The 24,496-nt window shown below is 49.1% G+C and carries 27 protein-coding genes, 1 pseudogene and 1 other annotated feature; of the genes and pseudogenes, 16 read left to right on the top strand and 12 right to left on the bottom strand.

Translation table 11 applies throughout. The features are described from left to right. The first annotated feature begins 199 nt into the window (after nucleotides 1-199). The 7 genes from AC286M_RS04930 (at nucleotide 200) to AC286M_RS04900 (ending at nucleotide 6,176) form a co-directional block, all read left to right on the top strand. Nucleotides 200-931, top strand: coding sequence for a hypothetical protein (locus tag AC286M_RS04930; protein WP_488203320.1), 732 nt, complete (start codon nucleotides 200-202; stop codon nucleotides 929-931). A gap of 74 nt (nucleotides 932-1,005) precedes the next feature. After that, a protein-coding gene (locus AC286M_RS04925) for an IS5 family transposase (RefSeq protein ID WP_488203319.1) occupies nucleotides 1,006-1,852 on the top strand; the annotation gives its coding sequence in 2 pieces (ribosomal slippage) (nucleotides 1,006-1,380 and nucleotides 1,382-1,852; 846 coding nt in all). Between the two features lie 488 nt (nucleotides 1,853-2,340). Beyond that, nucleotides 2,341-3,774: a vWA domain-containing protein gene (locus tag AC286M_RS04920; protein WP_488203318.1), complete on the top strand. Its 1,434-nt coding sequence runs from the start codon at nucleotides 2,341-2,343 to the stop codon at nucleotides 3,772-3,774. A 294-nt stretch (nucleotides 3,775-4,068) separates the two neighbouring features. After that, nucleotides 4,069-4,542 (top strand): hypothetical protein, encoded by a 474-nt coding sequence (locus AC286M_RS04915; protein WP_488202633.1) that lies wholly within the window; start codon nucleotides 4,069-4,071, stop codon nucleotides 4,540-4,542. A gap of 50 nt (nucleotides 4,543-4,592) precedes the next feature. Next, nucleotides 4,593-5,336 (top strand): hypothetical protein, encoded by a 744-nt coding sequence (locus tag AC286M_RS04910; RefSeq protein ID WP_488202632.1) that lies wholly within the window; start codon nucleotides 4,593-4,595, stop codon nucleotides 5,334-5,336. A 66-nt stretch (nucleotides 5,337-5,402) separates the two neighbouring features. Continuing rightward, complete coding sequence (locus tag AC286M_RS04905) at nucleotides 5,403-5,861, top strand: YcxB family protein (RefSeq protein WP_488203317.1); 459 nt, start codon at nucleotides 5,403-5,405, stop codon at nucleotides 5,859-5,861. A 60-nt stretch (nucleotides 5,862-5,921) separates the two neighbouring features. Next, on the top strand, nucleotides 5,922-6,176 hold the full coding sequence (locus AC286M_RS04900; RefSeq protein ID WP_488203316.1) for a hypothetical protein: 255 nt from the start codon (nucleotides 5,922-5,924) through the stop codon (nucleotides 6,174-6,176). Nucleotides 6,177-6,200: 24 nt separating this feature from the next. On the opposite strand, the gene AC286M_RS04895 is transcribed toward AC286M_RS04900, so the two are convergent. The 3 genes from AC286M_RS04895 to AC286M_RS04885 all read right to left on the bottom strand — a co-directional run bounded on the left by AC286M_RS04895 (nucleotide 6,201) and on the right by AC286M_RS04885 (nucleotide 7,388). Continuing rightward, nucleotides 6,201-6,368, bottom strand: coding sequence for a hypothetical protein (locus AC286M_RS04895; RefSeq protein ID WP_488203315.1), 168 nt, complete (start codon nucleotides 6,366-6,368; stop codon nucleotides 6,201-6,203). Nucleotides 6,369-6,472: 104 nt separating this feature from the next. Further along, nucleotides 6,473-6,916: an IS200/IS605 family transposase gene (tnpA, locus tag AC286M_RS04890; protein ID WP_488203314.1), complete on the bottom strand. Its 444-nt coding sequence runs from the start codon at nucleotides 6,914-6,916 to the stop codon at nucleotides 6,473-6,475. An 88-nt stretch (nucleotides 6,917-7,004) separates the two neighbouring features. Next, nucleotides 7,005-7,388, bottom strand: a complete 384-nt coding sequence (locus tag AC286M_RS04885) for a hypothetical protein (RefSeq protein WP_488203313.1) — start codon at nucleotides 7,386-7,388, stop codon at nucleotides 7,005-7,007. A 316-nt stretch (nucleotides 7,389-7,704) separates the two neighbouring features. Next, nucleotides 7,705-7,787 (top strand) — a sequence feature (23S ribosomal RNA rRNA prediction is too short). A 158-nt stretch (nucleotides 7,788-7,945) separates the two neighbouring features. Between AC286M_RS04885 and ybiA the strand changes: the two genes are divergently transcribed. Genes ybiA through AC286M_RS04870 form a run of 3 tightly spaced genes read left to right on the top strand, consistent with a single transcriptional unit; the run spans nucleotide 7,946 to nucleotide 9,841 of the window. Continuing rightward, entirely contained in the window at nucleotides 7,946-8,386 is a 441-nt protein-coding gene (gene ybiA, locus AC286M_RS04880; protein WP_488203312.1) for a riboflavin biosynthesis intermediates N-glycosidase, read from the top strand. Next, on the top strand, nucleotides 8,379-9,206 hold the full coding sequence (locus AC286M_RS04875) for a hypothetical protein (RefSeq protein WP_488203311.1): 828 nt from the start codon (nucleotides 8,379-8,381) through the stop codon (nucleotides 9,204-9,206). Before ybiA ends, AC286M_RS04875 begins: the two co-directional genes overlap by 8 nt. Beyond that, entirely contained in the window at nucleotides 9,203-9,841 is a 639-nt protein-coding gene (locus tag AC286M_RS04870; RefSeq protein WP_488203310.1) for a HesA/MoeB/ThiF family protein, read from the top strand. Before AC286M_RS04875 ends, AC286M_RS04870 begins: the two co-directional genes overlap by 4 nt. A gap of 528 nt (nucleotides 9,842-10,369) precedes the next feature. Here AC286M_RS04870 and AC286M_RS04865 read toward each other — a convergent pair. The 4 genes and pseudogenes from AC286M_RS04865 to AC286M_RS04850 all read right to left on the bottom strand — a co-directional run bounded on the left by AC286M_RS04865 (nucleotide 10,370) and on the right by AC286M_RS04850 (nucleotide 14,693). Beyond that, the gene (locus AC286M_RS04865) at nucleotides 10,370-12,352 is read right to left on the bottom strand and encodes a calcium-binding protein (protein WP_488203309.1); all 1,983 of its coding nucleotides are present in this window, start codon (nucleotides 12,350-12,352) and stop codon (nucleotides 10,370-10,372) included. A 382-nt stretch (nucleotides 12,353-12,734) separates the two neighbouring features. Continuing rightward, nucleotides 12,735-13,034: pseudogene (locus tag AC286M_RS04860) on the bottom strand (class I SAM-dependent methyltransferase); the annotation flags it as partial. A 31-nt stretch (nucleotides 13,035-13,065) separates the two neighbouring features. Further along, nucleotides 13,066-14,153 (bottom strand): ISKra4 family transposase gene (locus tag AC286M_RS04855; RefSeq protein WP_488202786.1). Its coding sequence is split into 2 segments (ribosomal slippage): nucleotides 13,066-13,982 and nucleotides 13,982-14,153, totalling 1,089 coding nucleotides; the frame shifts between segments, so codons are not numbered across the junction. Nucleotides 14,154-14,174: 21 nt separating this feature from the next. After that, entirely contained in the window at nucleotides 14,175-14,693 is a 519-nt protein-coding gene (locus AC286M_RS04850) for a class I SAM-dependent methyltransferase (RefSeq protein ID WP_488203308.1), read from the bottom strand. Between the two features lie 56 nt (nucleotides 14,694-14,749). Here AC286M_RS04850 and AC286M_RS04845 point away from each other — a divergent pair, with 56 nt between their 5' ends. Further along, the gene (locus AC286M_RS04845; RefSeq protein WP_488203307.1) at nucleotides 14,750-15,052 is read left to right on the top strand and encodes a hypothetical protein; all 303 of its coding nucleotides are present in this window, start codon (nucleotides 14,750-14,752) and stop codon (nucleotides 15,050-15,052) included. A 71-nt stretch (nucleotides 15,053-15,123) separates the two neighbouring features. On the opposite strand, the gene AC286M_RS04840 is transcribed toward AC286M_RS04845, so the two are convergent. Both AC286M_RS04840 and rsgA read right to left on the bottom strand, forming a co-directional pair. Beyond that, nucleotides 15,124-15,786 (bottom strand): YkgJ family cysteine cluster protein, encoded by a 663-nt coding sequence (locus AC286M_RS04840; RefSeq protein WP_488203306.1) that lies wholly within the window; start codon nucleotides 15,784-15,786, stop codon nucleotides 15,124-15,126. 257 nt (nucleotides 15,787-16,043) lie between these two features. Beyond that, nucleotides 16,044-17,123: a ribosome small subunit-dependent GTPase A gene (rsgA, locus tag AC286M_RS04835; RefSeq protein ID WP_488203305.1), complete on the bottom strand. Its 1,080-nt coding sequence runs from the start codon at nucleotides 17,121-17,123 to the stop codon at nucleotides 16,044-16,046. A 731-nt stretch (nucleotides 17,124-17,854) separates the two neighbouring features. Between rsgA and AC286M_RS04830 the strand changes: the two genes are divergently transcribed. Together AC286M_RS04830 and AC286M_RS04825 are read left to right on the top strand one after the other, a co-directional pair. Then, the gene (locus AC286M_RS04830; protein ID WP_488203304.1) at nucleotides 17,855-18,103 is read left to right on the top strand and encodes a hypothetical protein; all 249 of its coding nucleotides are present in this window, start codon (nucleotides 17,855-17,857) and stop codon (nucleotides 18,101-18,103) included. Nucleotides 18,104-18,944: 841 nt separating this feature from the next. Further along, nucleotides 18,945-20,219, top strand: a complete 1,275-nt coding sequence (locus tag AC286M_RS04825; RefSeq protein ID WP_488203303.1) for an FG-GAP-like repeat-containing protein — start codon at nucleotides 18,945-18,947, stop codon at nucleotides 20,217-20,219. Nucleotides 20,220-20,408: 189 nt separating this feature from the next. Here the strand turns inward: AC286M_RS04825 and AC286M_RS04820 are convergent, their stop codons facing one another. Continuing rightward, nucleotides 20,409-20,633 carry a DUF4278 domain-containing protein gene (locus AC286M_RS04820; protein ID WP_488203302.1) on the bottom strand — a complete coding sequence of 75 codons (225 nt, stop codon included), beginning with the start codon at nucleotides 20,631-20,633 and terminating at the stop codon, nucleotides 20,409-20,411. Nucleotides 20,634-20,990: 357 nt separating this feature from the next. On the opposite strand from AC286M_RS04820, the gene AC286M_RS04815 reads away from it, so the two are divergent. After that, nucleotides 20,991-21,392: a hypothetical protein gene (locus AC286M_RS04815; RefSeq protein WP_488203301.1), complete on the top strand. Its 402-nt coding sequence runs from the start codon at nucleotides 20,991-20,993 to the stop codon at nucleotides 21,390-21,392. A gap of 104 nt (nucleotides 21,393-21,496) precedes the next feature. Here AC286M_RS04815 and ald read toward each other — a convergent pair whose 3' ends face one another. Further along, nucleotides 21,497-22,612, bottom strand: coding sequence for an alanine dehydrogenase (ald, locus tag AC286M_RS04810; RefSeq protein WP_488203300.1), 1,116 nt, complete (start codon nucleotides 22,610-22,612; stop codon nucleotides 21,497-21,499). Between the two features lie 414 nt (nucleotides 22,613-23,026). On the opposite strand from ald, the gene AC286M_RS04805 reads away from it, so the two are divergent. Continuing rightward, on the top strand, nucleotides 23,027-23,671 hold the full coding sequence (locus AC286M_RS04805) for a LysR family transcriptional regulator (protein ID WP_488203299.1): 645 nt from the start codon (nucleotides 23,027-23,029) through the stop codon (nucleotides 23,669-23,671). On the opposite strand, the gene tnpA (AC286M_RS04800) is transcribed toward AC286M_RS04805, so the two are convergent. Beyond that, a complete protein-coding gene (gene tnpA, locus AC286M_RS04800) occupies nucleotides 23,653-24,096 on the bottom strand; it encodes an IS200/IS605 family transposase (RefSeq protein ID WP_488202591.1) in 444 nt (147 codons plus the stop codon). The two genes, AC286M_RS04805 and tnpA (AC286M_RS04800), sit on opposite strands and share 19 nt — an antisense overlap. Before the next feature lie 6 nt (nucleotides 24,097-24,102). Between tnpA (AC286M_RS04800) and AC286M_RS04795 the strand changes: the two genes are divergently transcribed. Beyond that, nucleotides 24,103-24,495, top strand: a complete 393-nt coding sequence (locus tag AC286M_RS04795) for a LysR family transcriptional regulator substrate-binding protein (RefSeq protein WP_488203608.1) — start codon at nucleotides 24,103-24,105, stop codon at nucleotides 24,493-24,495. The last annotated feature ends 1 nt before the right edge of the window (nucleotide 24,496 follow it).

The following is a 24,496-nucleotide window of genomic DNA, read 5'->3' as shown; positions in this document are numbered from 1 at the left end:
CCAGCGAAGTGTGATTCTAGGTCTCTCGCAGATCTAGCATACGTGCCCACTGCCAACTTTGTTGGTAAGAGCGATCGTAAGCTGTCAATCGCTTTTGCTGACTTGCATGAAAGCGCTTCTCACCAATCATTTCCGTACTCTGACTTGCAAAGCTTGCACACTACTGGGAAACCAGTCTGTAGGTTGGAAACTTCAAACCATGAGCGAACATCGTTTAAGTGAAATTGTGATTGAGCGTCCTCGATATGGGATGCGAATAAGCCTGAGAAAAGTGAAAGGCTTTAAGAAACAATTACACAAACTAACCGAAGAAGCAAGCGAAGATGGTTTACTCCGACCTTATCTAATTAAACCTAGAAATAAGTCGAAGTATTTCTCAGATCATCTTGCTCCCTTACGTCGATATTTGCGATCGCAGGTTGGACAACCGTGGAACGATGTCTACAGCAAACTATGTCAGCAGCTAGACACCAGTACATTATCGGGACAGCATATCCTGAGCCATGTGTGGCATTACGTTGAGCGACATGTTGAACTAATTGATGGTATTCCTTATCGGAAATCAGATGGAGGATATCGGCTAACACGGAGTTATCAATTACAGCTCTATGTTCATTCTGAAACAGGTATTCTCTGTGATGTAAAGGATATTGATCCAACATCTTTTGTAGATTCAATTTCCAAGCCAAATCGGCAGTTGGATTGTTTGAATCTAGATGCATATCATCAGTATCGCAAAATTGATGATATTTGGTATTTGATTACCTATCAAGATGTACCAACAACTGAAATTGTGTTTGATGTACTACATCGGGCTACGGTTACACCAGAATCTAAACATTCTAGTAATCACCTCTATGCTGCCCATAAGCGACAGTGCAACAAGCGCGAAATCAAAATAATTCAAGAAAAACTGAATCAAATTAATTAGAACCTATCCGAAAACCGATGTTGTTCGAGAGATGAGTGCTTAAGGTGAAGGTGTCGCCATAGGAGCAGTCCCAGATGTCTACCGTGACGCCTCCTCGTTCAACCGTCGAAATTGACCCTCGTTATCGGGTGCCCGATGAGCTGTGGGAGCGCCTGCATCCTCTGATTCCAGAGGAGCCACCCAAGCCTAAGGGAGGCCGCCCTCGCATGGATGATCGCCAAGCCTTAGATGCGATCTTTTACATCCTTTGCACCGGCTGTCAGTGGAATGCGTTGCCTCGGTGTTTAGGGGCCTCCAGTACGGTGCATGACCGCTTTCAAGAGTGGCAAACCAACGGCACGTTTGCTCGCTTTTGGCAGGCGGGATTGATGGAGTATGCCCGCACTCAAGGAGTGGACTGGCATTGGCAATCGATGGATGGTGCGATGGTCAAAGCACCACTGGGGGGAAAAAAAGACAGGCCCCAACCCGACTGACCGTGGCAAGTTGGGCACCAAGCGCTCGGTTTTAACCGATGGCAACGGCATCCCACTGGCCTTTGTGCTCGCACCCGCTAATCGGCATGACATGAAACTTGTTGAGGTAACTTTAGAGGCTCAACCGCTGGTGCCACCGGATGTGGAGGACGAGGAATCAAGACATCTCTGTCTGGATCGCGGCTACGACTATCACTCGGTGCGCCAGATTCTCAAGCAGTGGGGCTATCAAGGGCATATTCCGCCTCAAAACGAGGGTGACCTAGTGATTCACGACATTCCCAACTATCGGGCCAGACGGTGGGTGGTCGAACGGACTCATTCGTGGATGAATCGGTTTCGCCGTCTGTTGATCCGCTGGGAGAAGAAGCCCGAAAACTATCTGGCGTTCTTACAACTTGCCAGTGCGGTCATCACATTTCGCTCATCTGAGGTTTTCGGATAGGCTCTTAATTCCCACTTCGTGCCCTAACCCCAAAAGCTTACATACTGGCTCAGTGGTAGAGCAATCGATTTTGGATCGATCAGTCATAGGTACCGCTTCGCGGAAGCAAGCTACGAATCCTGTGTATGAAACAACAGCTTTTTCGACTTGCACGAAGTGATCTTTTAGTACTGGCAGTTGTTGCCGCGCCCCGATCGCAGAAGCTTACATACCCTACCAAAACACAAACTGGTGCGTACAGTGGGATGTACGCTGCAAGCCTGAGACCCATAGCAGGCAAAAGGTTAGGACTGAGGGATGAGGGATGAGCACTGAGCAAGCAGCTCAGCACTTGTAACTCAGTACTGACTTAGCTTCTGTAACTTGCGCGGTGACTCATCACCGTTGCGTGCAGCATCTGCCTCCTTCATTTTGGATTTTAGATTTTGGAGGTCACATTCCAATCCAAAATCGCAAATCCAAAATCCAAAATTCTCTAAGGAGGTTTCATGAACAACACTGAACGGGATTTACGTTTGGAAATGCTCAACAGCTTGCTAACCACTCCGCACCGCAAGCTGGAGCAAGTGGCCGAGATCCACCAGCTAATTGTAGAACTTGACCCGATTTTCTACGGTCATCTCGCGGTTTGGTATCAGCGCAATGGCGACGTGCGTGACCACAAGGAAGTGTTTCTGGCGCATTTGCTAACCAGCGAGTTGACGGAGCACCGGGATGCTGGCTTCGTCATGCTGCAAGAGTTCCCACCTTACCAAGTGGCGCGGGTGGTGGACTTCATGAAGCAGCAGCGCAATAAGGTGCCTCGTTCTGCTCGAACTGCCGTGCAGCGGTATCTGAAGGTGCGAGAGAGCAATCCTGCTCTATTTGACCGGGCGGCGCTGCGGGGCCGCAAGGCGATGAAGCACCTGTATGCAACACTACACATCAAGCCGAATGAGCGGGCCAATGCGATTCTGTTCCGCGATCAGCCTCCAGTGGGTTCGCTGGCAGACGTGCTGAAGCAGCTTGCTAAGGCCGAAAGCGCAGCAGAGCAAGCACGGCTAATCGTCGAGTTCAAGTTGCCCTATGCGATCGCAATTGGTGCTATCAAGCAGTTGACTCCAACTGTGCTAGTCGCGCTGATCAACAGCATGACGCCGCAGGAGGTGATCAACAACCTCAAGTCACTCAAGGCAAGAGGCGCAATGGATCACCCAGAGGTGAAGGCGCTGATTGATGCCAAGCTTGATCAGGCTGCCAAAGGTAAGCGAGTTGCTGCATTCAAGGCTCAGGTTGCTGCCGATGCAGCCGAGTTCGATGACGAAACCGTAGCTCGGCTGGAGAAGGTAACAAATGAGCAGGTGAAGCGGCGCGGTATGATTACCCGTCCAACGGCTCTGCTGGTGGACAAGTCAGGTTCAATGGAAAATGCGATCGCAGTTGGTAAGCAGCTAGCGGCGCTGATCTCTGGAATTACCCAGGCTGACCTGTTTGTCTATGCATTCGACAACATTCCTTATCCTATCACTGCCCAAGGTAAGGAGTTGACCGATTGGGATCGGGCATTCCAGCACATTAAGGCAGGCGGCGGAACCAGCATTGGTGCGCCGTTGGAGGCCATGCGCAAGAAGCGTCAGGTGGTGGATCAAATCATCATCGTGACGGACGAGGGCGAAAATGCGGCTCCATACTTCGGTGAGGTTTACAAGACCTACTGCCGAGAGCTGGCGGTGATGCCGAATGTGGTGATTGTCCGTGTGGGCAGCTACTACAATTGGCTGGAGGGCCAACTGAAGCAGCAGCAAGCACCTGTAGAAACGTTTACCTTCGCGGGAGACTACTACAGCTTGCCGAACCTTGTCCCACTGCTAACGCGGCCTTCTCGTCTGGATCTGCTACTGGAGATTCTGGACACGCCGCTGCCTGTGCGGATGGATAAGTGAAGTTAGAATAGGGCATATCCAATCGAGTGCTGAGTTGAGTGCGAGTTGTTGCTCAGCCTTCGCACTTTAGTCTTGTACTGTAGGGATGCCCTTTCTAATTTGCTATGTTGCTGGAGTGTCGATTTAAACTGTCTTGACTTCATTTGCTATTTGCGGTCGAAAAGAAGCCTGAATGGGCAATATGTTATAAATCCCGCAAATAGCTCCGGTAGGCATAGGCTAATGGATGTTCCTAGTTCCACCCAAGTTTGTGTTGAGTAGAATTGAGGCAGAGAGTTCAGCAGGCCAAAGCCGATGGCTCAGCAACGACGCAAGCGTGGCACAGCAGGCGATAAAACGATTTGTCTGCCCATTGCAGACGACCTTGACTACGAGGTCTTAGTAGAAGACCGGGAAGCCTTTCGCCAGTATCTCAACGAGCAGATCGCATCCCACCCGGAACTGTTTCCCGACGGGATTGAGGCAGGCTATCGCTTTCACGGATGGGTCGAGTCCTCTCGTCAACAGCTCAAGACCCGGCGGATTTTGCTGCCGAGTACCGGAGAGGCTTATCAACTGCGTCCCGATTTGGTGATGCCGTACATGAGCGAGACGGCGGAGATGGCCGACAAAGCGCTCTATTTAAGAAAGCATGGCCTGTCGTATGAGGGGATTGCCTATGTGCTGGGCCGTTCTGAGATGCACTGGTATCGGCTCTGTCAGTCGTTCGGTCGAGCCTCGATTGTGGGCAGTACCCTCAAAAGGGAAACGGCGCTCCCCCCCATCTAGTTGCCGATGAGAAGCATTGTGATTGGCACGGGCAGCGAGTCTATCTGGCAGTGACAGCGGCGCAAGGGTGCGTCCTGGGAGCCAGTCTCAGTGCCAATGCGGGTCAGGATGGATTAACCGCAGCCTATGGGGTATTCCAGCAGGAAGCTGCCCATCATGTTCCCGACTATGCGCCCGAGACGGTGACGACTGATGGTTGGGAGGCCACCCGAGCCGCTTGGGAGGAGCTATTCCCTGGCCTGGTCTGGATTCTGTGCTTCCTGCATGAGGTGATTAAAATTCGCGATGGGTGCCGCTCTAAACCAGTCCTGGGTCAGCAACTAGCCGACAAGCTTTGGCATCTGTATCGGGGCCAGAGCAAACGTCACTTTGCTCAACGGTTGCGTCGGTTGCTGGAGTGGGTGAACACCCACGCGTTGCCCCAGGCCATTGACGCTCGCTTGCGACGCCTCAACGACAAATCTCACGTCTTCCAACGCGCCTTTGACTTCCCTGACGCCTATCGCACCAGCAATCAGGTTGACCGTCCGATGAACTATCTTGACCGCATCTTGTATGCCATGCAAGATTTTCATGGATTCTGGGACTCGGCGGAACAGTCGGTGCGCTCGATGGCCTTACTCTGGAACTTCCATCCCTTTTGTCGCAAGACTCGCAAAGCAATGGGCGGGTGCTTATGCCCCTTTGAGCAACTCAACGGCTTCCGCTATCACGACAACTGGGTTCGCAATTGGCTGATTGCCTCATCGTTGAATGGCAGAAGACCATTGCTCAGGAACGCTGACACAAAATAAGTTGGAACTAGGGATGTTCAATTTACACTTACAGCAAAGGATCATTGGGAATTCTACAAATTTGCGATGTGGAACGTTCCCTCCGTGCGCTCTGCTGTGGCTGGAAGTTTATTTGGTTTATTTACAATTATTTTCTTAATCGGTGCGTTCTTCTCAGCATTGTTAAGAACTTTAGATGTATTTTTGCTCGTAATCATGCCTGTAACATGGTTTGCCATAAATGCTTGTTTTTACTTCTGGAGAAGGCACCAGATGGTAAACGCAAGAGTTCATAAAACACCAGGAGCAATTGGTGAATTCACGGTGTTTTTATCGCCTGATGGAATTCGAGCAAACAATTCCATTAAAGAGCTTTTCACGTCTTGGTCGGGTATTGTTCGAATAGCTGAAAGCTCTAGCTACATTTTTATATTTTTTGAAGATGCTGGAGCATATTTGATTCCAAAACGAGCATTTCGAAATCAAGAACTAGCTCAATCATTTTTTGATCAAACAACACAATATTGGCGGCAGGCAAGCGAATAGAAGATTAGGATATTAGTTATAATTTCAGATTATACTCTGAATTCTTTGAAGAAATTTTGAATGCAAGATTTTGTGCTAATCGACTTATGCTCTCAAGCTGATGCTGTTTGGTGTTATTGGGAAGGCTGGACTAATTCAGAGATTTTAGTATGGCTGAGTCAGCATGGGATCATCACACCACATCCTAACTATCTGGATTCATATTGGTTTAAATCATGGATTGGAATTGAAGTCTTTTTTAGATTAACGGCTGATAAAGAATTTTATATTTATCAAGGTGGAAACACTTTTTACAAGTTGCCAGCTCAGAATTAACAGCCATACAAAATCTCACCCGATTCATAAAACTTCTCGCTTCATTTCTTCTAGTGATAGTTTTTTACCTGCTTTAAATTCTTGCCGTGCATTTTGAATGATGGCTAAAAATTCAGGATTGGTGCTAAGAGCGAGAGATTCAAGATCTATATCCTTGATTGTAGTGACAACTGCGATCGCGTTTCCATTCACCTCACCGTCAAGATAAACCGCCTCATGATTCCGCTCTTCTAAATAGTCAGATGACTACTAAAGTTAAATGAAATACCCCGCCGCAAGCGGACGGGGTATCAGAATCAAAAAAGAGTCAATTGATCATCTCTGTGCAATTTGAGATAGTCATTGCCCTGATTTTTGACGTACTTGGCAATCATGCCTTCATCTCCGTGCTTGCCCACCGTACTTGCAAAATAACCATCACTCCAAAACTCTCCACCCCACAACTGTTGTTTCACCTGAGGGCAGCGTTTGAACACCTCTTTAGCTGTTAGGCTCTTGATCATCGTCACCAGTTTCGTCACGCTGTAGGTTGGCACCGACTGCACCAGAAAATGCACATGGTCTTTGTCCACTCCAATTTCGATGAACTTGACCTCATATCGCTTCTCGATCTCTAGGCAGATGTCTCTCAAGACTGCATCGACCTGTTCATCAAACACAGCCCGTCGATACTTTGCTGGAAACACTAAGTGATAAAGCAAAACTGTAACGTTATGTCTTTTATGGATGTACTCGCTCATCCCCGCATTTTACGCCGCAGAGCGGCGAGGAATGAACCCGCAGAGATTCAAAGCATGAGACGGCAAATCGTCGAACAAGCCGCTTTTACTACGTCGCTTTCTGCTCATAATATTCTGAAATATGTTCATACACTTGATCTGGAAATTGCAGATCTTTGTAGACATTGCACGCATCTGGATCATCGGCATTGGGACAGATGGCAAACTCTTGTTGCTGCTGCCACTCCAAAATGCGATCGCGTTTGGGTGGGTTGTAGTCTTTTGCTTGCACCTGCTGATAAAGCGATCGAGCCTCTGCTTCACTGATATGTCCACCTTTTTGCAGATAGCTTACTAGTTCCTCCTCGTCCATAAAATGGTGCGCGACCATCGCAAAAACAAGTCTTCCATAATGTTGAATATCCTGGTCGGCATCCAACGCATCTAGCAAATGTGCCATCATGGCGCTCTTACGTAGCTCTTTTACAGGCATGTTTAATCTCCCATCTTTCCATTTCCCTTGTAACGTATCTAATTGCGCGTTGCCGTCTCTCTCTAGACAGGATTAGTACGCGTGTATTTTTGCCATACATTCTTTTTGGGTTGGGAATGAATCCAGTAACTATTTGAGGGCGCATGTCCTGTTTGGGACTGAATATTTACCAAAATCCCCTTGAACAATCATCCGAAAAGTGATTATTTTGCTTGTAGTATAATGTAGTATACATCCTGCGTGCCCTGACCTGTGGAGCCTACATACGAGTACGAGAGGAAACGTGACGCTGCCATGCAGTGGGCGCGTGTGAACAGGGAGTGCGAAGAACCTGGGAGGTCGGCTTAGAAGTAGCCATCCTTAAAAGAGTGTGTAAGAACTCACCAGCGGAGTCCCCCCAGTAACTGAGAACGTGCAACGCTCTAAAAACTTGCACGCAGACATTATATTAAGTCCGTGATAAGAACCCAATTTATTGTTTGAGCAAGCTTGCTCAAACAATAAATTGGGTTTTAACCGAACTCTGTATTAGCTAGAGACAAGGATAGGGAGCAACCATGACGATTTACTTCTACGTTGAACGAGAAAAACCCTACGGTTGCTTCTCCAATTTCTCAGCGCATGGCTTTATGCTTGATGAGCTGTATTGGGCAACCAGTGAACACTACTTTCAGGCGCAAAAGTTTATCGGTACTCCTTATCTAGATAAGGTACGGCAAACCAAAACGCCCAAACAGGCTGCCAACATGGGGCGCGATCGCACATTGCCACTTCGTTCCGACTGGGAACAAGTCAAGGATGAAGTGATGCATAAAGCGGTGCTGCAAAAGTTTAGCACCCATGCCGATATTCAAGAAATTTTACTCAGTACTGGGAATGAACTAATCGTCGAAAATTCCCCTATTGACTACTACTGGGGCTGTGGCAAAGACGGCAGCGGCAAGAACAAACTGGGCCAAATTCTAATGAAAGTTCGCGAAATTTTGCGTTATGACTGACATCCGCCAGCTTTTGAATCAGATTGCCAGTGCTGAAGCACACCTGCAAAAAACTCAATTCCTGGCTCCCTGTGTCAAAGCTGGACGAGTCCGCACGCGGGTTGCAGGCATGGTTTACACCTTCATCCCGAAACCCCAGCAGTTTGAGGGATGGGGGATTTTTCAGCCTGTGGACGAGCAGACCGTAACGCTAGTAGAAGAAGCTGATCTATTCCAGATTGCTGCGTACTTGCAGCAGTTTCAATCGGTTCGCTTGCGGTTAGCCTATCGCTTACAGAATCAAACTTGGCTAGCTTATCCAGTTAATGAAGCGGATATGCGGCAGCGGTTCAAAGTTATTAAGCCCGTGCTGGTGCATCTGGTGACAGAAGGCGTGGCGTTTGAGCAAATCACGGCTCGCTGGAACGGTCAGTCCTGCTGGTTTGAAGAGGTTGATCGGCGGGCTGATCCGGCGATCGCAGAAACCCTGCAAGCTAATCTCAAGCAGCTCACTCCGGTTGAGGAGTTGCAGTTTAAGGACATGACGCCCGAAATGCGATCGCTATATGAGTTAGTCACGCAGCGCACAGCCGGATTTGCCCAACCGCAGCGCGACGAGCGACGACTGCGGCAAGCGCTCAAACTTGGCGGCGGTGAACTGCACCAGTTCCGGGATCGGGGTGAGTACTGGACAGTTGATTGGACAATGGCTGACGGCACTCGCCATACCAGTGCGATCGCAAAAAATGACTTAACGGTAGTCAGCTCTGGTATTTGCTTGAGCGGGCGCGATCGCGATTTTGACCTGCAATCCTTAGTGGGTGTGATGGAAGGACTATGACTATCTTTCTCCATGAACAACTTTACCGAACCGATGCGGTGATGGCAAAGCTGAAGGACTATCCCGTAACCCTTTGTGGTGTGGGGGCTTTGGGTGCCAATCTAGCTGAGAATTTGGCTCGGGCTGGGTTCGGCAAACTCAAGGTAATTGACTGCGATCGCATTGAAGAACGGAATCTTTCAAATCAGCCGTATTATCGTTCTGATATCGGTGCATTTAAGGCCAAAATTGTAGCAAATAATCTGTATCGAGCAATTGGCACAAAGGTCGAAGTTGAAACTAAAAAGTTGACTGTAGATAACGTTGCTCAATTGCTTAAAGGCAGCGGATTAATTGTTGATGTTTTCGACAATAGTGTGTCACGTCAGGTAGTGAAAGATTATGCTGATCAAGCTGAAATTTCTTGTCTTCATGCGGGACTTGCGGCTGATTATGCGGAAGTAATTTGGAATGACAATTATCGCGTTCCTTCAGATGTGAATGATGATATTTGTGATTATCCGCTAGCTCGCAATTTGGTGATGCTAACGGTTGCTGTGGCCTGTGAGGTGATTGTGTCCTTCATTGCAACAGGTGAACAGCGCCACTTCTCAATTACATTGAAGGATCTGAATGTTCAATCGCTCAAATTGTAGAACAGCGCTCCTGCTCCAATATTAACCATGTGCGATCGCACCTACGAATCCTATTAGGAGAAGTGCGATCGCATTTTTCATTAAGTCAACTCATAGCTTGTACTAGAACCCCAAAAGGTTATTTCGCTGCCGTATGATGGTAACAAAATAACCTTTCGGAATACTTGATTTCTCATTGATTAGGTGCAATCTGTGAGTCAGTAGATGACTGAAATTACACGATGCTGTAGCTGTAGGGTGTGTTAGGCGGAGCCGTAACGCACCGTTTCGCAAGGTTTTGATGTAGTCAGTTCTGTTAGGACACAAACGTCCAACCAACATGGCTATATAGTAATTTCAGTTAAGAGTGAGAAAACGAGAGAGGAGAGTGCCTCAAGATGAGGCACTCTCCTCTCTCGTTCTTATCTAAAACCGCTATAGCTATAGAAAAGTGGACGGCAGCTTTGCTGTCGTCCACACTTGCATCATGATGAAGTTTGGAAATTAGTCATGCAAACAGTGATTCGTTAGACACTTATCGCTAGATATCTACGGTTGAACAACAAAGTTATCAGCCGTTAGAGTTGGCGCACCTTCAAGCACGGCAAACTGTCCGCCGTTACCGTAGCTATCTTCAGCACCATTAGGGTTGTAGTACAGGTTACCCGAACCCATGCTGTAGACAATCAACGCATCACTCGAAGCAGCCTCAGCATCGGTAGCAACCATGCCATAGTAGTCTGAGCTAAAGCTATCTCCGGTAATGGCGGCGAAGACCGTCTGATCCAGGATGATGCTATCGGTAGCCGCATCAAAGTTTTGAATCTGGTTAGTACCGATATCGCTAGGATTGAACAGTGCTCCGCTGTCAAAGCCGAAGCTGTCCGGCCCGTTGCCACCAATCAGGATGTCGTTACCAGCTCCACCGATCAGCAGGTCGCTACCGTCGCCACCGATCAGAATATCGTCACCGGAACCACCGATCAGGATGTCATCGCCCGCGCCACCATCGGCTACAATGGGCGTTGCGGTGTTCCCGGCATCCAAGATGTCGTTGCCATCTCCACCCGAGAACAAGATGCTCTGAATCGTAGTATTCGACAGGTCATCAATGGTGAAGGAATCGTCACCACCTTGGCCGTTGACTTCCATCTGCTCAATGTTGTCTTGAGTCAGGGTGAAGGGGCCGAGGTTGACGCGATCGAAAATGGCTTGTCCTTGGTCATTTTGCTGGAGGGTGAACTCATCACCGCTAGCGTTGGAACCATTGACTTCAGAGACATCAAAGCCCATGCCACCATTAATCAGGTCGCTACCGTCGCCATTGTTCCAGATCACGCGATCGTCACCGTCACCCGCATCAATCACATCATCGCCCCGCTGAGCAACGATGGTGTCGTTACCATCTCCACCTTTGAGGTTGTCAGCACCGGAACCGCTTTGCAGCAGGTCATCCCCGGCACCACCATCGGCTTCAATCGGTGTTGCACTTTCTCGTGCATCTAAGACGTCGTTCCCGTCTCCACCCGAGAATACGACCTTTTCAATCGTGGTTTTCGACAGGTCACCAATAGTGAAGGAATCGTCGCCACCTTGGCCGTTGACTTCCATCTGCTCAATGTTGTCTTGAGTTAATGTGAAGGGGCCGAGATTAACGCGGTCGAAAATGGCTTGTCCCTGGTCATTTTGCTGGAGGGTGAATTCATCACCGCTGTTGTTGGAACCATTGACTTCAGAGACATCGAAGCCCATGCCACCATTAATCAGGTCGCTACCGTCGCCATTGTTCCAAATCACGCGATCGTCACCGTCACCCGCATCAATCACATCATCGCCCCGCTGAGCAACGATGGTGTCGTTACCGTCTCCACCTTTGAGGTTGTCAGCACCGGAACCGCTTTGCAGCAGGTCATCACCCGCACCACCATCGGCTTCAATCGGTGTTGCACTTTCTCGTGCATCTAAGACGTCGTTACCGTCTCCACCCGAGAATAGAATGCGTTTGATAGTTGTGTTAGACAAATCACCGATGGTAAAGGAATCGTCACCGCCTAGACCATTGACTTCCATCTGCTCAATGCTGTCTTGAGTCAGGGTGAAGGGGCCGAGGTTGACGCGGTCGAAAATGGCTTGTCCCTTGTCGTTTTGCTGAAGAGTGAATTCATCACCACTATTGTTGGAACCGTTGACTTCAGAGACATCGTAACCAGAACCACCATCAATTAGGTCGCTACCGTCGCCGTTGTTCCAGATCACGCGGTCATCACCTGCACCGGCGGCAACAACGTCGTCGCCGCGCTGACCAACGATAGTGTCGTCACCTGCACCACCGAAGGCTACGTCAGTTTCGTCACCGCCTTCAATTTTGTCGTTTCCTTTTCCTCCGAAGAAGATATCTTGTTTATCTCCTCCAACAAACTGGTCGTTGCCGTCATCACCAAAGAAAACGTCGCCTAAATTATCGATCGGGGGCGCTTCAGGGAACAGATTGCTGATAATGAGATTAAGCAAGAATTCGAGATTACCGTTCATAGATTGTTTCTCCGTTGGGGGGCTTTAACATCGGACGATTCCAAACTAACAATCGATTTTGTAGCCGTCACTACGGAAAAACTATGGTCTTTGTCGAGGCTTTTGGGAGGAAACTCAGGAAATCTCAGGTCTGTGATCTGAAGCACGAAACCCTTGCAGGGAGTATGCTAGCACCGCGTCCGGTGGCAATATAATAATTTGCAATAACGGCTCTCGAAGGAGCGTGAATTTAATAAGGCGAAATCTTTGGGGTAGGGACACGGCAATGCCGTGTCCCTACGGATGGAATGATTGACAGGCTATTTAATTCACGCTCCTAAGGACTACAACTATTTGCCAGCTAATGATGTGGGTAGTCCTCAAAATCATTACCCGAATATCACTACCAATGATGTGGACGATGGCCGGTTGTAATTTGGTGAATCAGTCCTCGGTGGTGCGATCGCACGGTCGCAAATCCCGCTGCGTTTAACCAGCCCTGTACGCATTCCGCTGCGTACACTCGTGAATAAGGTTCACGAAATAAATCAATTAGCCAGCCTAGATGCCGCAGTATCCGCTGACTGCCATCTAGAATCAGGATTTGTCCCCCCGGTTTGAGCAACCGCCAGCTCTCCCGCAAAACGGCCTGACTGGCAGCAGGCGGCATCTCGTGAAACAGGAACGAAGCCGTTACCAGATCAAACCGAGTCGATTCGGGAGTAGGTCACCTTCTACAGAGAAAAACATCTCTGAGGTGAGAGCCTGCCGTTGAGGTAAGCACAACGATGCGCTAAAACCTGCGGCACCCGCTCAGCGTTCCAGGCAGCGCCAGGGATCTTCGTGCGTTGGTTAATTTGCTTCACCCAGGACTCAACATCCCCCGAGCCAATCGGCCACCCTTCTTCTTGGTAGTAACGATAATTGGGGATGCGGTCACGATGCCGCTCTAGATAGCCACAGAAGCGACGTGCTGCTTCCGACTCGCTCACCTCAAACACATTCATAGCAGCGTCTACTTGTCCCTGCCAAAGAAAGCTGCGAGCGGTTTCGAGTGCTTCTGGAGTGGCTTGGACTTGATGCAAATTTTCCATCAGGTGAAACCAATCGAGGATTTCGTGACGTTGGTGGTCGTTGCCAATCTGGGCATAGATGCCCCAAACCCCATCATGACCATCGCCCAGGCAGTCCACTATCGGGGCTAAGGGGAGGTCATTTGCCCACTCAATCAGGTGTTCGTTGTCTTTGAACCAGGCCATGCCCTGATGCTGCTCACCCAAATTCAAGGCTTTATATTCACGCCACTCAGCCGCTTCCCCCAGCGGCGTGCGCAAGCGAATCATGCCGCCATCCAGGCTCATTTGCTCAACCGGGACCTCACTCGTGGGCAGCTCGAAGTCATGGCGCGCCTCCAACCGCTGCTGCGTTTTCGCACTCACCCGTCGTCCCGTTTGCACCTCTACTTCAATCGCCGCTTGGGCATAAGAAACAATTGCGCTTTGGCGCAGACAGCACAGCTCTAAATAAGGGCTGACCTGTTGTCGGGGACGGACACCGAGTTGTTTGGCCTGTTCACTACTGAGGGATAACCGGCCCAGAATGCTCTCTAGTTGGCGGGGATATCCTTCGTCGGTGCCGGTAACGGTTTGGCAAAAAACTCCCCAATGACTGGCGTGACGTGTTCTTGCACTTGAGCGCGCACCGTTGATTCGATGGCTCCCAAATTTGCCATCGGCTGGTTTTGCTCACAGGCTTCCTGGTACAGTAGTTCCGCGATGCGTTGACTGCACTGTAAGAGTTCTTGGTGTTCCGCTGGCGTCATTAGAGCACCCTCAAAATATCGCTACAGTCTTACTCTAATTTTTCTCTCAAGAAAGTGACCTGCTCCCGTCGATTCCCAGCCAGTCGCTTCGGCCAAACCCTGCTGCCACTGAATCTCCAGCCCCGCTTGCTGCGCTTTATAGTCTGCCATGACCAGCATGTAAGGAGACAGGTCAAGGCCCACAACCGCTGCATTTGGAAAAGCCTGCTTTAGCAACAGCGTTGAAGATCCTGTGCCGCAGCCCAGATCTAGAATCTGCTGGGGTTGACCTTTAATCATAGTGAGGAGCTGACGCCGCAGCCAACCTTCATGGGGAGGAGAGGCCAGTTTCGTCACCGGATCGTAGGTAATGGCGGCGATTGGATTTAGATATCCCTCGCGAATACCGTGAAAGTTCTGGGAACTGTAGTAGTCTGGATAACTCAGCTCTGGCTGCTGAAACGTTGAAATGGCTTGATGCCAATCAAGCTGGTTATACCAAGCCAACCTATCGTAGCCCAGCCAAATGCCTAGCAGTTTTTTCAGTAGCCATTGATTCATGAAACACGTAAGGTAGAAAGCGTTAGCCAATACAGAGTCTAAGGAATGTGACCCTGATGCCGACACTGTTTAAACTCGATAAAAATTTTAGCAGCCTAATCAAAGTGCTCTCAACGGTGCTGATTACCAGCGCTTTGGGGCTAGAGCTGTGGAATCTGTATGCTCCAATTCAGGGACTGACGATTCTCTTCTACATTGAGCGATTTGCCCTAATTAGCCACGGTATTGAAGCTGCGATCGCAGTTTTCTATGCGGCTCCCCGGAATCAGTCGCCGCTGAAATATAGCATTTATACCTTTTTTGTCGGTACGGTAGCCCTGATTGAACTGTTTCAGCCGCCAGACGCGCAAGAGCTTTAGATGACTTGAATAATCGCTGCCTGGTAGGGGCAAATGGCCATTTGCCCCTACGTGACATCCAACAAATTTAATCAGTCTAAAGCTTCATAAGCAGATTCTGTTGTCGGCTTCACTTCTGTTGACAGCTCAGTTGACGGTACGGCATTGCCTGGATTCTGGGTTTCGTAGGCCAAGCTCAAGCTGACCCGCTCAATCGCGATCTTCAGCGCTTGGTTAATCGGCATCCGCTGATAGCCCCAGTGCGGATCTACATTGGCAATCTGCGTTTGCCAGTCGGCAAACTGAGGTACTGGCAGACCATTTGCGATCGCAACCTGGGCCATTGCTACCTGATCGGGATACACCTGCTTGTGCTTGAAACAGGCCGCTAATTTCGGCGTACCTAGTTTGTCGGTGACGGCTGCAAAGCCAAACAACCGACAGATAGAGGGTCGCCACATATACATCTGGCAGCGACCGTTACCGGCCACATGTTCATCCGGCTGATAGAACACGCATCGGCTAGGAACTCCTGCGGCATCAGCCTGTTCGAGCCAAGCCGCCGCGTCACCTCGCCGAATGAGTTCTAGCGCCATCGGCACCATCTCCAAGGGAGAGGATTCAACCTCTGGATTTTCACAACATTGGCCACAACCGGGGGGACACTGCAGCCCAGTTGCCGCCTGAAATGAAGCAATCTGAGCATTTACGTCCTGGTAAAGCTGGGTTAGAGAAGCACTGACATCATGATTCAACGAATAACAACACTCCTTTGTCACCTTAAGAAACGGTGATGAGATTAAATCTAGCCGATTTTGGGAGCAATTAGCAGGAATTGGTGGAATGAGGATTGGGTTTTAGGTTTTAGGTGTTGGGTTATGAGTATGAGGGCTGAGGACTAAATATGGTTCAGGGATTTTGCGCTGGTTCTACCTTGTTTTATCTTGTATCGAAACTCAAGGAAGTCATTAAGCCGCCGCGATGCGGCAGCTTAATGACTTTTTCTAGATAGTTACCGTTGCTTGTAATGCTGTCGCATTTGCTTGGTGATCTTTTTCCAGCGGGCTTTGGTGTTGGCCTGTAGTCGTTGATCTTGCTTGCGTTCGAGGTGCGCTTGCTCACGGCTTAGCTTTTGGTAGCTCGCAACGCGATCGCAGTCTAGCCAGCCCTCTGAAATTGCTGCCTGTATAGCACAACCGGGTTCATCCTGATGCTGACAGTTCCGAAAACGACACTGCGTTGCCAGTTCCTCGATATCCTCGAAGGTCTGCTGCACGCTGGACTCGTCGCTCCAGATCTGTAGCTCTCGCATTCCCGGTGTGTCAATCAGCAAACCGCCTGACGGCAGGCAGAGTAATTGCCGATGAGTCGTTGTATGACGCCCGCGACTATCACTTGACCGCACCGCTTGCGTTTCTTGCGTTACTTGCCCCATGAGCTGATTAGTCAGAGTTGACTTGCCAACGCCCGATGAGCCAAGCAGGGCAACGGTTTGACCCGGTCGCAGGTAGGGCTGTAACGCCTCAAGTCCCTCGGAAGTCAAGACGCTCAGGGTAATGATTTCGACGCCAGGTGCGATCGCAGATACAGCCTGCAACTGAGCAGGTAGATCTACACAGAGATCGGCTTTATTCAGCACAATCACCGGATTTGCGCCGCTTTCCCAGGCTAGTACCTGATAGCGCTCAATTCGCCGCAGGTTAAAGTCATGGTCTAATCCCGATACTAGAAATACGGTATCGACATTAGCGGCAATCACCTGTTCTTCAGTGCGCTGCCCGGCAGCTTTGCGAGAAAACTGGCTGCGGCGCGGCAAAACGTGATGAATCATGGCGTGAGTCGCCTGATCGAGCAGTTCAATCACCACCCAATCACCGACTGCAGGCCGCATAGGTTCATCACTGATCAGATATTCTTCGGCTTGATAGCGGAGTTTGCCCGTGATTTCCGCTGGTAGCTCGCCCTGTTCGGTATAAAGCTGATAGCGATCGCGGTGTTCGGACGCAACGCGCCCAACGGTAAATCCCTTACCATTAAAGGATTCAAAAGCAGCAGCAAATGTTTTGCTCCAGCCTAACTGGTATAAATTCATGACTTGATGTGTCCTGTGCAATATGTTCTAAAAATGACCTAAATGTTGAAGTGCAGCAGGTCATAGAACACATATCTTTCATCTTGTAACTTCAAAACCTGAAGCGGCAAACTTAACCCTTCTGGGTTTGAGTACAAGATGTGAGAGAACACACACATCGTTAAGAAGTCTCTTAAAAATGCTGCATTAGCAGACGATAGTAGGACACTAGAAACAGAGCCAAATACCAATTTTCCTACAATGTGGTAGATGACTTTGATTATCTGTCGATCAACTAAAACGTGCCCTGTACTAAAGCCTGTAGCGTACCGCGTTGCAGCTTCGTCCCTGAATTGAATTCTGCTTCACAGTCCATTCAGTAGAGGAGGTGCTGCCACAGCTTTTAATACCGTCAATGTGCTTATGACCTGCTCGTGAAAATTTGAGCTATATAAACCGACTCAGCCATATGTCCTCCTGATACTTGACTTCGTGATTGATTCGTGATCAATGACTGATTGATGCAGTGCTTATGTTGATGACAATACCACGTAGAGAGCGCCTCTTGGAGATTTGTCAAAAATAAAAATCTGCGATCGCAATGAGTTCCCAACTGAATGAGTGCTCAATTACACCAGTCATACATCAATACACTTCACCCATCACGACCAACATTTCGGAACCAATTAAGCCAAATTGACAAATTGTAATCATCACCAGTGTGATAGCCATAACTGAAGGTAGGTTGTCTTATGCAAATTGAACATCCGAATGCTCCAGCTTTGACGGTACAGGAACAAGAACAGCTTGATAAGTTAAAGGCCGTAATTGAACGCGCAACTGCTGATGGCAAGCTGACCTCTGCTGAGTCGGAAACGATCCAGAAACTGATCCGTGCTGATCACCAAATCTCTGTAGAAGAGCTGGGTCTGGTGCGCGAGTTGATCACGAATCAGATACAGCAAGGCAAATTGGTAATTGATTGGGAGGAAAAGCATTAAAAATTTAGTGATAGATGAAGTAGATGTGTATACTTTGTTTCTCATTGCTTGTCTTGCAAATTAGTTGAGAACTCTATCATCGACTTTTTTACTTTTGATATGTAAGAGCTGATTTCGTGAGCGCTATAATCGAATTCTTCACTTTTGGGGTGTAGAGATTAGGAGGAGTAATTACAGTCTCAAGACTGAAATACTCCTCCTAATTTTTTATTTGCAATATGTCACTTTGGTTAGATTGCCTATGATACTTAGTGTTGTTAAATCCCTGTTTCTACAGGCGATTTCAATCATCATCACTGTAGAACCATGACAGCCGCGATAAAGATTACGTTACTCCTTTGGGTAGAGGAACGGCTCAGGAGCAACCTGTTAGTTTTTCCCCAGTGACATTAGGGTGCTCATGATGAACAGTTTTCAATGTCGGAATGACAAGTAAATCTCGCGGGGCGCTCAAATTCCTATCCCCGCCGCAAGCGGACGGGGCATTACGGAATTTGCCCTTCGGGACGCACTCCCGCGCTACCACTAACGTGGCAAGCCACGGGGAATTAGACCCACAGAGATTAAAAGCCAAAACGCTCTTTCAGATAATTTTGCAGGTGTTTCAAATCAATCTAATAACCTTTGCATAATCTTTGCTTTGGCACTTGCGCTCTGTCCCAAATTCTGAAAGTGATCTTCTTGAATTAATTTGGCTTCCAGAATCAGTATTTTTCAAGCATGGAATATTTTGATTCAACCAATTCAAATTGGTTGAACGCAGAGGAATAGCGCTTATTTCTCCTGTTTCAGGCTGCCAAATTATTGCTGTCAAAATTTGTCTTAATTAAGGAAAAAAGCAATGTCTAACGTGTACCTTTTCGCCCAAAACGCTGTACAACTAGAAGGCGATAGCGGCACTACACCGTTTACATTTCAGGTTGTACGCACTGGCGATACGACAAATGAGTTAACAGTAGACTACACGGTCAATAGCCCGGTGCTAACGGCAGTTGTAGATGGGGAACTGCCTGCAGATGAAAGTGACTTTGGCGGTACATTTCCGAGTGGAACAGTTACCTTTGCTGCGGGAGAAGCAGTCCAGACAATTACGGTCGAGGTGGCGGGTGATGAAATCCCAGAAGTTGAGCAACCCGGACTGCAAAACGCGGATTTGTTTAACGTCACTCTTTCCAATGCTTCTTCAAGTGAAGCAATCATCGCAACTGAACAACAAACTGGAATCATTCTGAACGACGATATGGCAAACGTTTTCTTCAGCTCCGACGCTCAAACCACGATTTCCGATACCGCTTTTGGCGCAAGTTCTATTCTTGCTGCTGATATCGATGGTGATGGTGATGCCGATGCCCTCTCTTCGTCACCAACTAACAACACCATTACTTGGTATGAAAATGCCAATGGCGATGGTACGACCTGGACTGCCAATGTCATTACAAATACGGCTGTTAATCCTGAAACCGTTTTCACTTCGGATATCGATGGCGACGGTGATGCAGATGTGCTGTCAGCGTCCACGACCACAGGTGAGATTAGCTGGTACGAAAATCAAGACGGCACTGGAACCTTTTCTGAAGCAAACTTGCTCTCGACAGGGATTACAGGTGCAACCTCCATCATTTCAGCCGATGTAGATGGTGATACCGATGCCGATCTGCTGGTTGCTGGTAATAATTCCTTGATTTGGTACGAGAATCAAGGGCTTGCTTCCGGTGTAACTGACCCTGATATGGGCGGCGACGGTGATGGCGGTGTCATCGGTGGTGATAACGGTGGTGACATTGGTGGCGATATCATCGGCGGTCAAGATCCGAATCAGCCTGTGGTTGGTGGAGATATCGACATCATCACTAACCCTGACGTTGGTGGCGATATTGGTGGCGATATCATCGGCGGTCAAGATCCTACTCAGCCTTCAGTTGATCTAGATCCGGATATTGTACCCACTACGCCTACTACTCCAGTGCCTGATGTGGATCTGGGCTCTACAGGTGGCTTCAATGGCAATGGTACAGGAGACCAACTCACCGATCCGATTCTTGGTCAGCCTTCAGTCGGCCAGGCTGGAGATCTGACGCCCTCAATGGCTGATGCTGGTATGCAATTAGTTGCTTAAGCGCTAGTTGTAAAACGGCTATCCTCTAGGTAAAGCTCAGGCAGAGCATGATGCCGCCGCAATTGCGGCGGCATCATGCCTACTCTGGATTTGGTGTTTTTGTGTAAACAGGTAAAGAAGGTGCGATCGCACCTTCTTTATCTACCTGATTTACCTGATTTACCTTATCTATCTTTTACGCCAAAACAGCTACTGCGCGATCGCCATAATCTGTGTTGGTGCTGCCAGATATACTTTGCCCAAAAAACGCATGGTGCGCCAGTTTGGATTGGTTAGCTTGGACGTTTGGAACTCGTACTGCTTCACAGTAGAGGGGATGCCGCGATAGGCCATCGCAACTTCGGTTTCGCTTTTAACCATCGGTAGGGGGGCTACTTGAGGCTGATAACGACAACCGCGATACGTTAAAGTCATGATTTTAAACTCCTAAACGAACATAGTGGGGGCTAGGAAAATGAGTCGGTGCACAATACACCTTGATCACCGACCCATCTGTTCGAACATGCTCAGTGTGCCAACTTGTTTAGGACTAAACCACCGACGTTTAGGTTATTAAGCGAGAAGATAACTGAGGAGTTAACAAGGACGCTGAAACTCTCTCCAGACGAGCCATTTGCGTCATTATCAACAAAAATAGATTCATCCGAACATATTTACTTTTTTTAATATTTTTAGGCAAAAAAATAGGTAATGTGTAGATTCATCCAAACATCAGGCTTAAACAATTCTGAGGTTTAGATACCTGTTTCACATCAGAATCCAGTTAGTTTTATGTTCAATTTATCTAAACGCTTTATTGGTCTGGGAGTTGCTGCAACTGGAATAGTGGCAGGCAGCGTACTGATTGTTCATCGCGCCAATGCAGATTTCACCATTGCCTACTGTGATGGTGGCCAACTGGCGATGAATGTCTATCGCAGTGGTGATCCAGAGGCTCCAGATAGTACGCTCAAACTTAGGCTCTATGACCGCTCAGACAATGTAGTGTTCCTAGACACATCTGCTATCCGGGAACCAAATCCAGAGGGCTATACTTACAGCAATGAGCGGGGTGAAAACCAATGGGCGCTGTTTGTGCCAAACAACACAACATCGCAATGCTCCCTAACCCGCAATGGTGAATTGTTCGACAGTGGGACGGTTGTGCAGCGGGAACCGAGCAGTGGGGATTAGTTGAACCGCTGTTATTGGAAAAACTATGCGGCAGAAGGCTGACCTGCCGCCGCATGCATAGTCATATAAGGGTTAAACGAGATGTTGCTAGCTAGTGTAAAGCTTTAATTCAGAGCACTTTGCGTTACTTTGCGGTCTGCTAAGTCGGGAAAAGCAGCTTGGATTGCTGGATGGACAATTTCTCCTTTGGAAATATTGAGTCCCTGGCGTAGTGCGCTGTCAGTGACTAGCGCATCTAAACCGCTATTGGCAAGCTTCAGCATGTAGGGCAGCGTGGCATTGTTTAACGCTTGCGTTGCTGTCCAGGGTGCCGCTCCGGGCATGTTGGGAACGCCAAAGTGAACCACACCGGATTCAATATAGGTCGGCTGGCTGTGAGACGTGGGCCGCAGGGTTTCGATACAGCCACCCTGATCCACCGCTACGTCAATGATCACAGAACCGGGCTTCATTTTCGCGACCAGTTCCTTACTCACCAGCGTCGGAGCTTTGCGTCCCGGTACGAGTACCGCACCAATCAGCAGATCCGCATTTGGCACAGATGCCTCAATTTGAGCCTGCGTGCTGTAGAGCAGTTCAACCCGAGAACCAAATATCGTTTCTAGATAAGATAGGCGCTCGACATTCAGATCGATAATTTGTACCTGAGCACCCATGCCAACGGCAATTCTAGCCGCTTCCGTGCCGACCACACCGCCACCCAGGATGACCACGCGACCGGGAGCCACACCGGGAACGCCGCCCAGCAGCACACCGCGACCGCCCTGCTGGCGTTCTAAGTAACGGGCACCAAACTGAACGGACAAGCGACCAGCGATAATACTCATGGGCGTCAGCAGCGGCAGCTTACCATCAGCGGTCATCACCGTTTCATATGCGATCGCATGTACACCACTTTCAACTAAAGCTTTGGTCAGCTCCGGCTCAGCCGCTAGGTGTAGATAGGTAAATAGAATTAAATCTTTACGGAAGTACTGATATTCCGATGGCTGCGGTTCCTTTACCTTGACGACCATCGCCTGACTCCATGCGATCGCAGGATCAGTCACCAAGGTTGCCCCAGCTTGGATGTATTCCTGATCGGTAAAACCAGAACCGACCCCCGCACCACGCTCAACAACGACCTGATGCCCCTGCCGACAAAGCGCCTGAACACTAGCCGGAGTCAAGCCAACCCGGAATTCTTGATCTTTAATTTCTTTGGGCAGTCCGATATTCATGGGTTTTATCCTTGGGTGTTATCTGGTTTTGCAGAAGCTGGTGGAAGTGGGAAGGGAGAGGAGTGAGGAGTGAGGAGTTAAGTTGATTATGGGAGCTGATTGGAGGCATTGCATTGGCCCTCACCCTAGCTCTCTCCCACAGGGAGAGGGAACAAGAATTAAACGTATTTGGCTCGGCTCCCCTCTCCTGCGGGAGAGGGTTTGGAGGTGAGGACTATAACCTTAATTCTGAGCCACTTTTATGACGCTTGCCTCACCCCTAGCGCCTAACTTTCATTTACGCCTCACTCCTCACTCCTCTCTCCTCTCTCCTCTCTCCTCTCTCCTCACATTCAAAGCACCTCTCTCAAATTTCTTAACTTAATCGTATTCACCACACCGAAACCCTTCAAATGATGGTGATAATGTTGACCCATGAGCAGTGTTAATGGGTCAAAAATCAAGCTGTTTCAGCTGCGGGCGTTTGTGGCTGTGGTGGAACAGGGTAGTTTCGGCAAAGCAGCTGTGGAACTGGACTTGACGCAGTCGGCGATTAGCCATGCGATCGCAGGTTTAGAAACAGAACTAGGTGTAGTGTTGTTCACGCGGGGGCAGCACGGGGCGACGCTGACGCCGATTGGCTCGGAGATTGTCGGTCATGCGCGGCAGATGTTGCAGCACTTGGAGCAGTTGGTGAACAAGACGCAGCAGGTGCGGGGGCTGGAGGCTGGCCAGGTGCGGGTGGCGGCGATTCGCAGTTTGGCAACGCACTGGCTGCCGCAGCTGATTGCGGCGTTTAAGCAGCGCTACCCGAAGATTCAGGTGACCATGACCCGCTGTATGAACCACGGTGAGGTGCAGGCGGCGCTGGAAAACGGCACGGCAGATGTGGGGCTGATGGATATTTTTCGTCCGCAGCGATTGGATGTATATGAGTTATTTACGGACGATTACATTGCGCTGCTGCCAACCAATGCACCCCGACGACCAAAGGTGGAAACTGATGCGGAGTTCTGGGGTCTAAATGAAATACCCCGCCGCAAGCGGACGGGGTATCAGAATCAAAAAAGAGCAAGTTGATTATCCCGATGCAATTTGAGGTAATCTTTGCCTTGGGCTTGAACATATTTGGCGATCATTCCTTCATCCCCGTGGCGGCCTACTGTACTCGCAAAATATCCATCACTCCAAAACTCGCCTCCCCAAAGTTTCTGCTTCACTTGAGGGCATCGTTTGAAGACTTCTCGTGCAGTTAAACTTTTCAGCATCGTTACCAGTTTGGTCACACTATAGGTCGGCACGGACTGCACTAGAAAATGGACATGGTCTTTGTCCACTCCAATTTCGACAAACTTCACCTCGTAGCGTTTCTCGATTTCGAGGCAGACCTCTCGCAGAACCGCATCTACTTGCTCATCAAACACAACCCGTCGATACTTTGCTGGAAACACTAAGTGGTATAGCAAAACTGTTACGTTATGACTCTTGTGGATGTACTCACTCATTCTTAGATCTTACGCCGCAGAGCGGCGGGGAATGGACCCCAAGAGATTCAATCTTATCCGCTGATTTTGCCATTGCCCAGTGACAACAGCTACACGCTGCTGCGGGAGTATTTGGCGAAGTTGCCCGTGAAGCTGCGGGTGGCCTATGAATTAAACGAAGATTCGGCCATTGTTAGCATGGTGGCAGAGGGGTTGGGGATGACGATTTTGCCCTATCTGGCGGCGATTCCGATTCCCAAAGAAGTGCGAATTTGGCCGCTGCTCCAGCCGCTCAAGCGTAAACTAGGGGCAGTGCTGCTGGCGGATGGGCTGCACAGTCCGGCGATCTATGCCTTTTTGGAGATGGCGCAGCAGCTTGCCGCTGGGGTAGATACTCAACAAGATCTCTCTGGGAGGTAGA

The sequence above is a fragment of the Thainema salinarum CENA647 genome (assembly GCF_057732415.1).
Note: the sequence above shows the minus strand (reverse complement) of the source record. Positions and strands in the feature narration are given on the sequence as shown.

What these genes read in the sequence shown, in the direction of transcription:
- AC286M_RS04865 (WP_488203309.1), bottom strand. Translation starts at nt 12,352, where the DNA reads ATGAACGGTAATCTCGAATTCTTGCTTAATCTCATTATCAGCAATCTG.
- ald (WP_488203300.1), bottom strand. Translation starts at nt 22,612, where the DNA reads ATGAATATCGGACTGCCCAAAGAAATTAAAGATCAAGAATTCCGGGTT.
- tnpA (WP_488202591.1), bottom strand. Translation starts at nt 24,096, where the DNA reads ATGAGTGAGTACATCCACAAGAGTCATAACGTAACAGTTTTGCTATAC.
- AC286M_RS04900 (WP_488203316.1), top strand. Translation starts at nt 5,922, where the DNA reads ATGCAAGATTTTGTGCTAATCGACTTATGCTCTCAAGCTGATGCTGTT.
- AC286M_RS04915 (WP_488202633.1), top strand. Translation starts at nt 4,069, where the DNA reads ATGGCTCAGCAACGACGCAAGCGTGGCACAGCAGGCGATAAAACGATT.
- AC286M_RS04830 (WP_488203304.1), top strand. Translation starts at nt 17,855, where the DNA reads ATGCAAATTGAACATCCGAATGCTCCAGCTTTGACGGTACAGGAACAA.
- AC286M_RS04920 (WP_488203318.1), top strand. Translation starts at nt 2,341, where the DNA reads ATGAACAACACTGAACGGGATTTACGTTTGGAAATGCTCAACAGCTTG.
- AC286M_RS04885 (WP_488203313.1), bottom strand. Translation starts at nt 7,388, where the DNA reads ATGCCTGTAAAAGAGCTACGTAAGAGCGCCATGATGGCACATTTGCTA.
- AC286M_RS04815 (WP_488203301.1), top strand. Translation starts at nt 20,991, where the DNA reads ATGTTCAATTTATCTAAACGCTTTATTGGTCTGGGAGTTGCTGCAACT.
- AC286M_RS04820 (WP_488203302.1), bottom strand. Translation starts at nt 20,633, where the DNA reads ATGACTTTAACGTATCGCGGTTGTCGTTATCAGCCTCAAGTAGCCCCC.
- AC286M_RS04825 (WP_488203303.1), top strand. Translation starts at nt 18,945, where the DNA reads ATGTCTAACGTGTACCTTTTCGCCCAAAACGCTGTACAACTAGAAGGC.
- AC286M_RS04850 (WP_488203308.1), bottom strand. Translation starts at nt 14,693, where the DNA reads ATGAATCAATGGCTACTGAAAAAACTGCTAGGCATTTGGCTGGGCTAC.
- AC286M_RS04930 (WP_488203320.1), top strand. Translation starts at nt 200, where the DNA reads ATGAGCGAACATCGTTTAAGTGAAATTGTGATTGAGCGTCCTCGATAT.
- AC286M_RS04875 (WP_488203311.1), top strand. Translation starts at nt 8,379, where the DNA reads ATGACTGACATCCGCCAGCTTTTGAATCAGATTGCCAGTGCTGAAGCA.
- AC286M_RS04805 (WP_488203299.1), top strand. Translation starts at nt 23,027, where the DNA reads ATGAGCAGTGTTAATGGGTCAAAAATCAAGCTGTTTCAGCTGCGGGCG.
- rsgA (WP_488203305.1), bottom strand. Translation starts at nt 17,123, where the DNA reads ATGAATTTATACCAGTTAGGCTGGAGCAAAACATTTGCTGCTGCTTTT.
- ybiA (WP_488203312.1), top strand. Translation starts at nt 7,946, where the DNA reads ATGACGATTTACTTCTACGTTGAACGAGAAAAACCCTACGGTTGCTTC.
- AC286M_RS04870 (WP_488203310.1), top strand. Translation starts at nt 9,203, where the DNA reads ATGACTATCTTTCTCCATGAACAACTTTACCGAACCGATGCGGTGATG.
- AC286M_RS04905 (WP_488203317.1), top strand. Translation starts at nt 5,403, where the DNA reads ATGTGGAACGTTCCCTCCGTGCGCTCTGCTGTGGCTGGAAGTTTATTT.
- AC286M_RS04845 (WP_488203307.1), top strand. Translation starts at nt 14,750, where the DNA reads ATGCCGACACTGTTTAAACTCGATAAAAATTTTAGCAGCCTAATCAAA.
- tnpA (WP_488203314.1), bottom strand. Translation starts at nt 6,916, where the DNA reads ATGAGCGAGTACATCCATAAAAGACATAACGTTACAGTTTTGCTTTAT.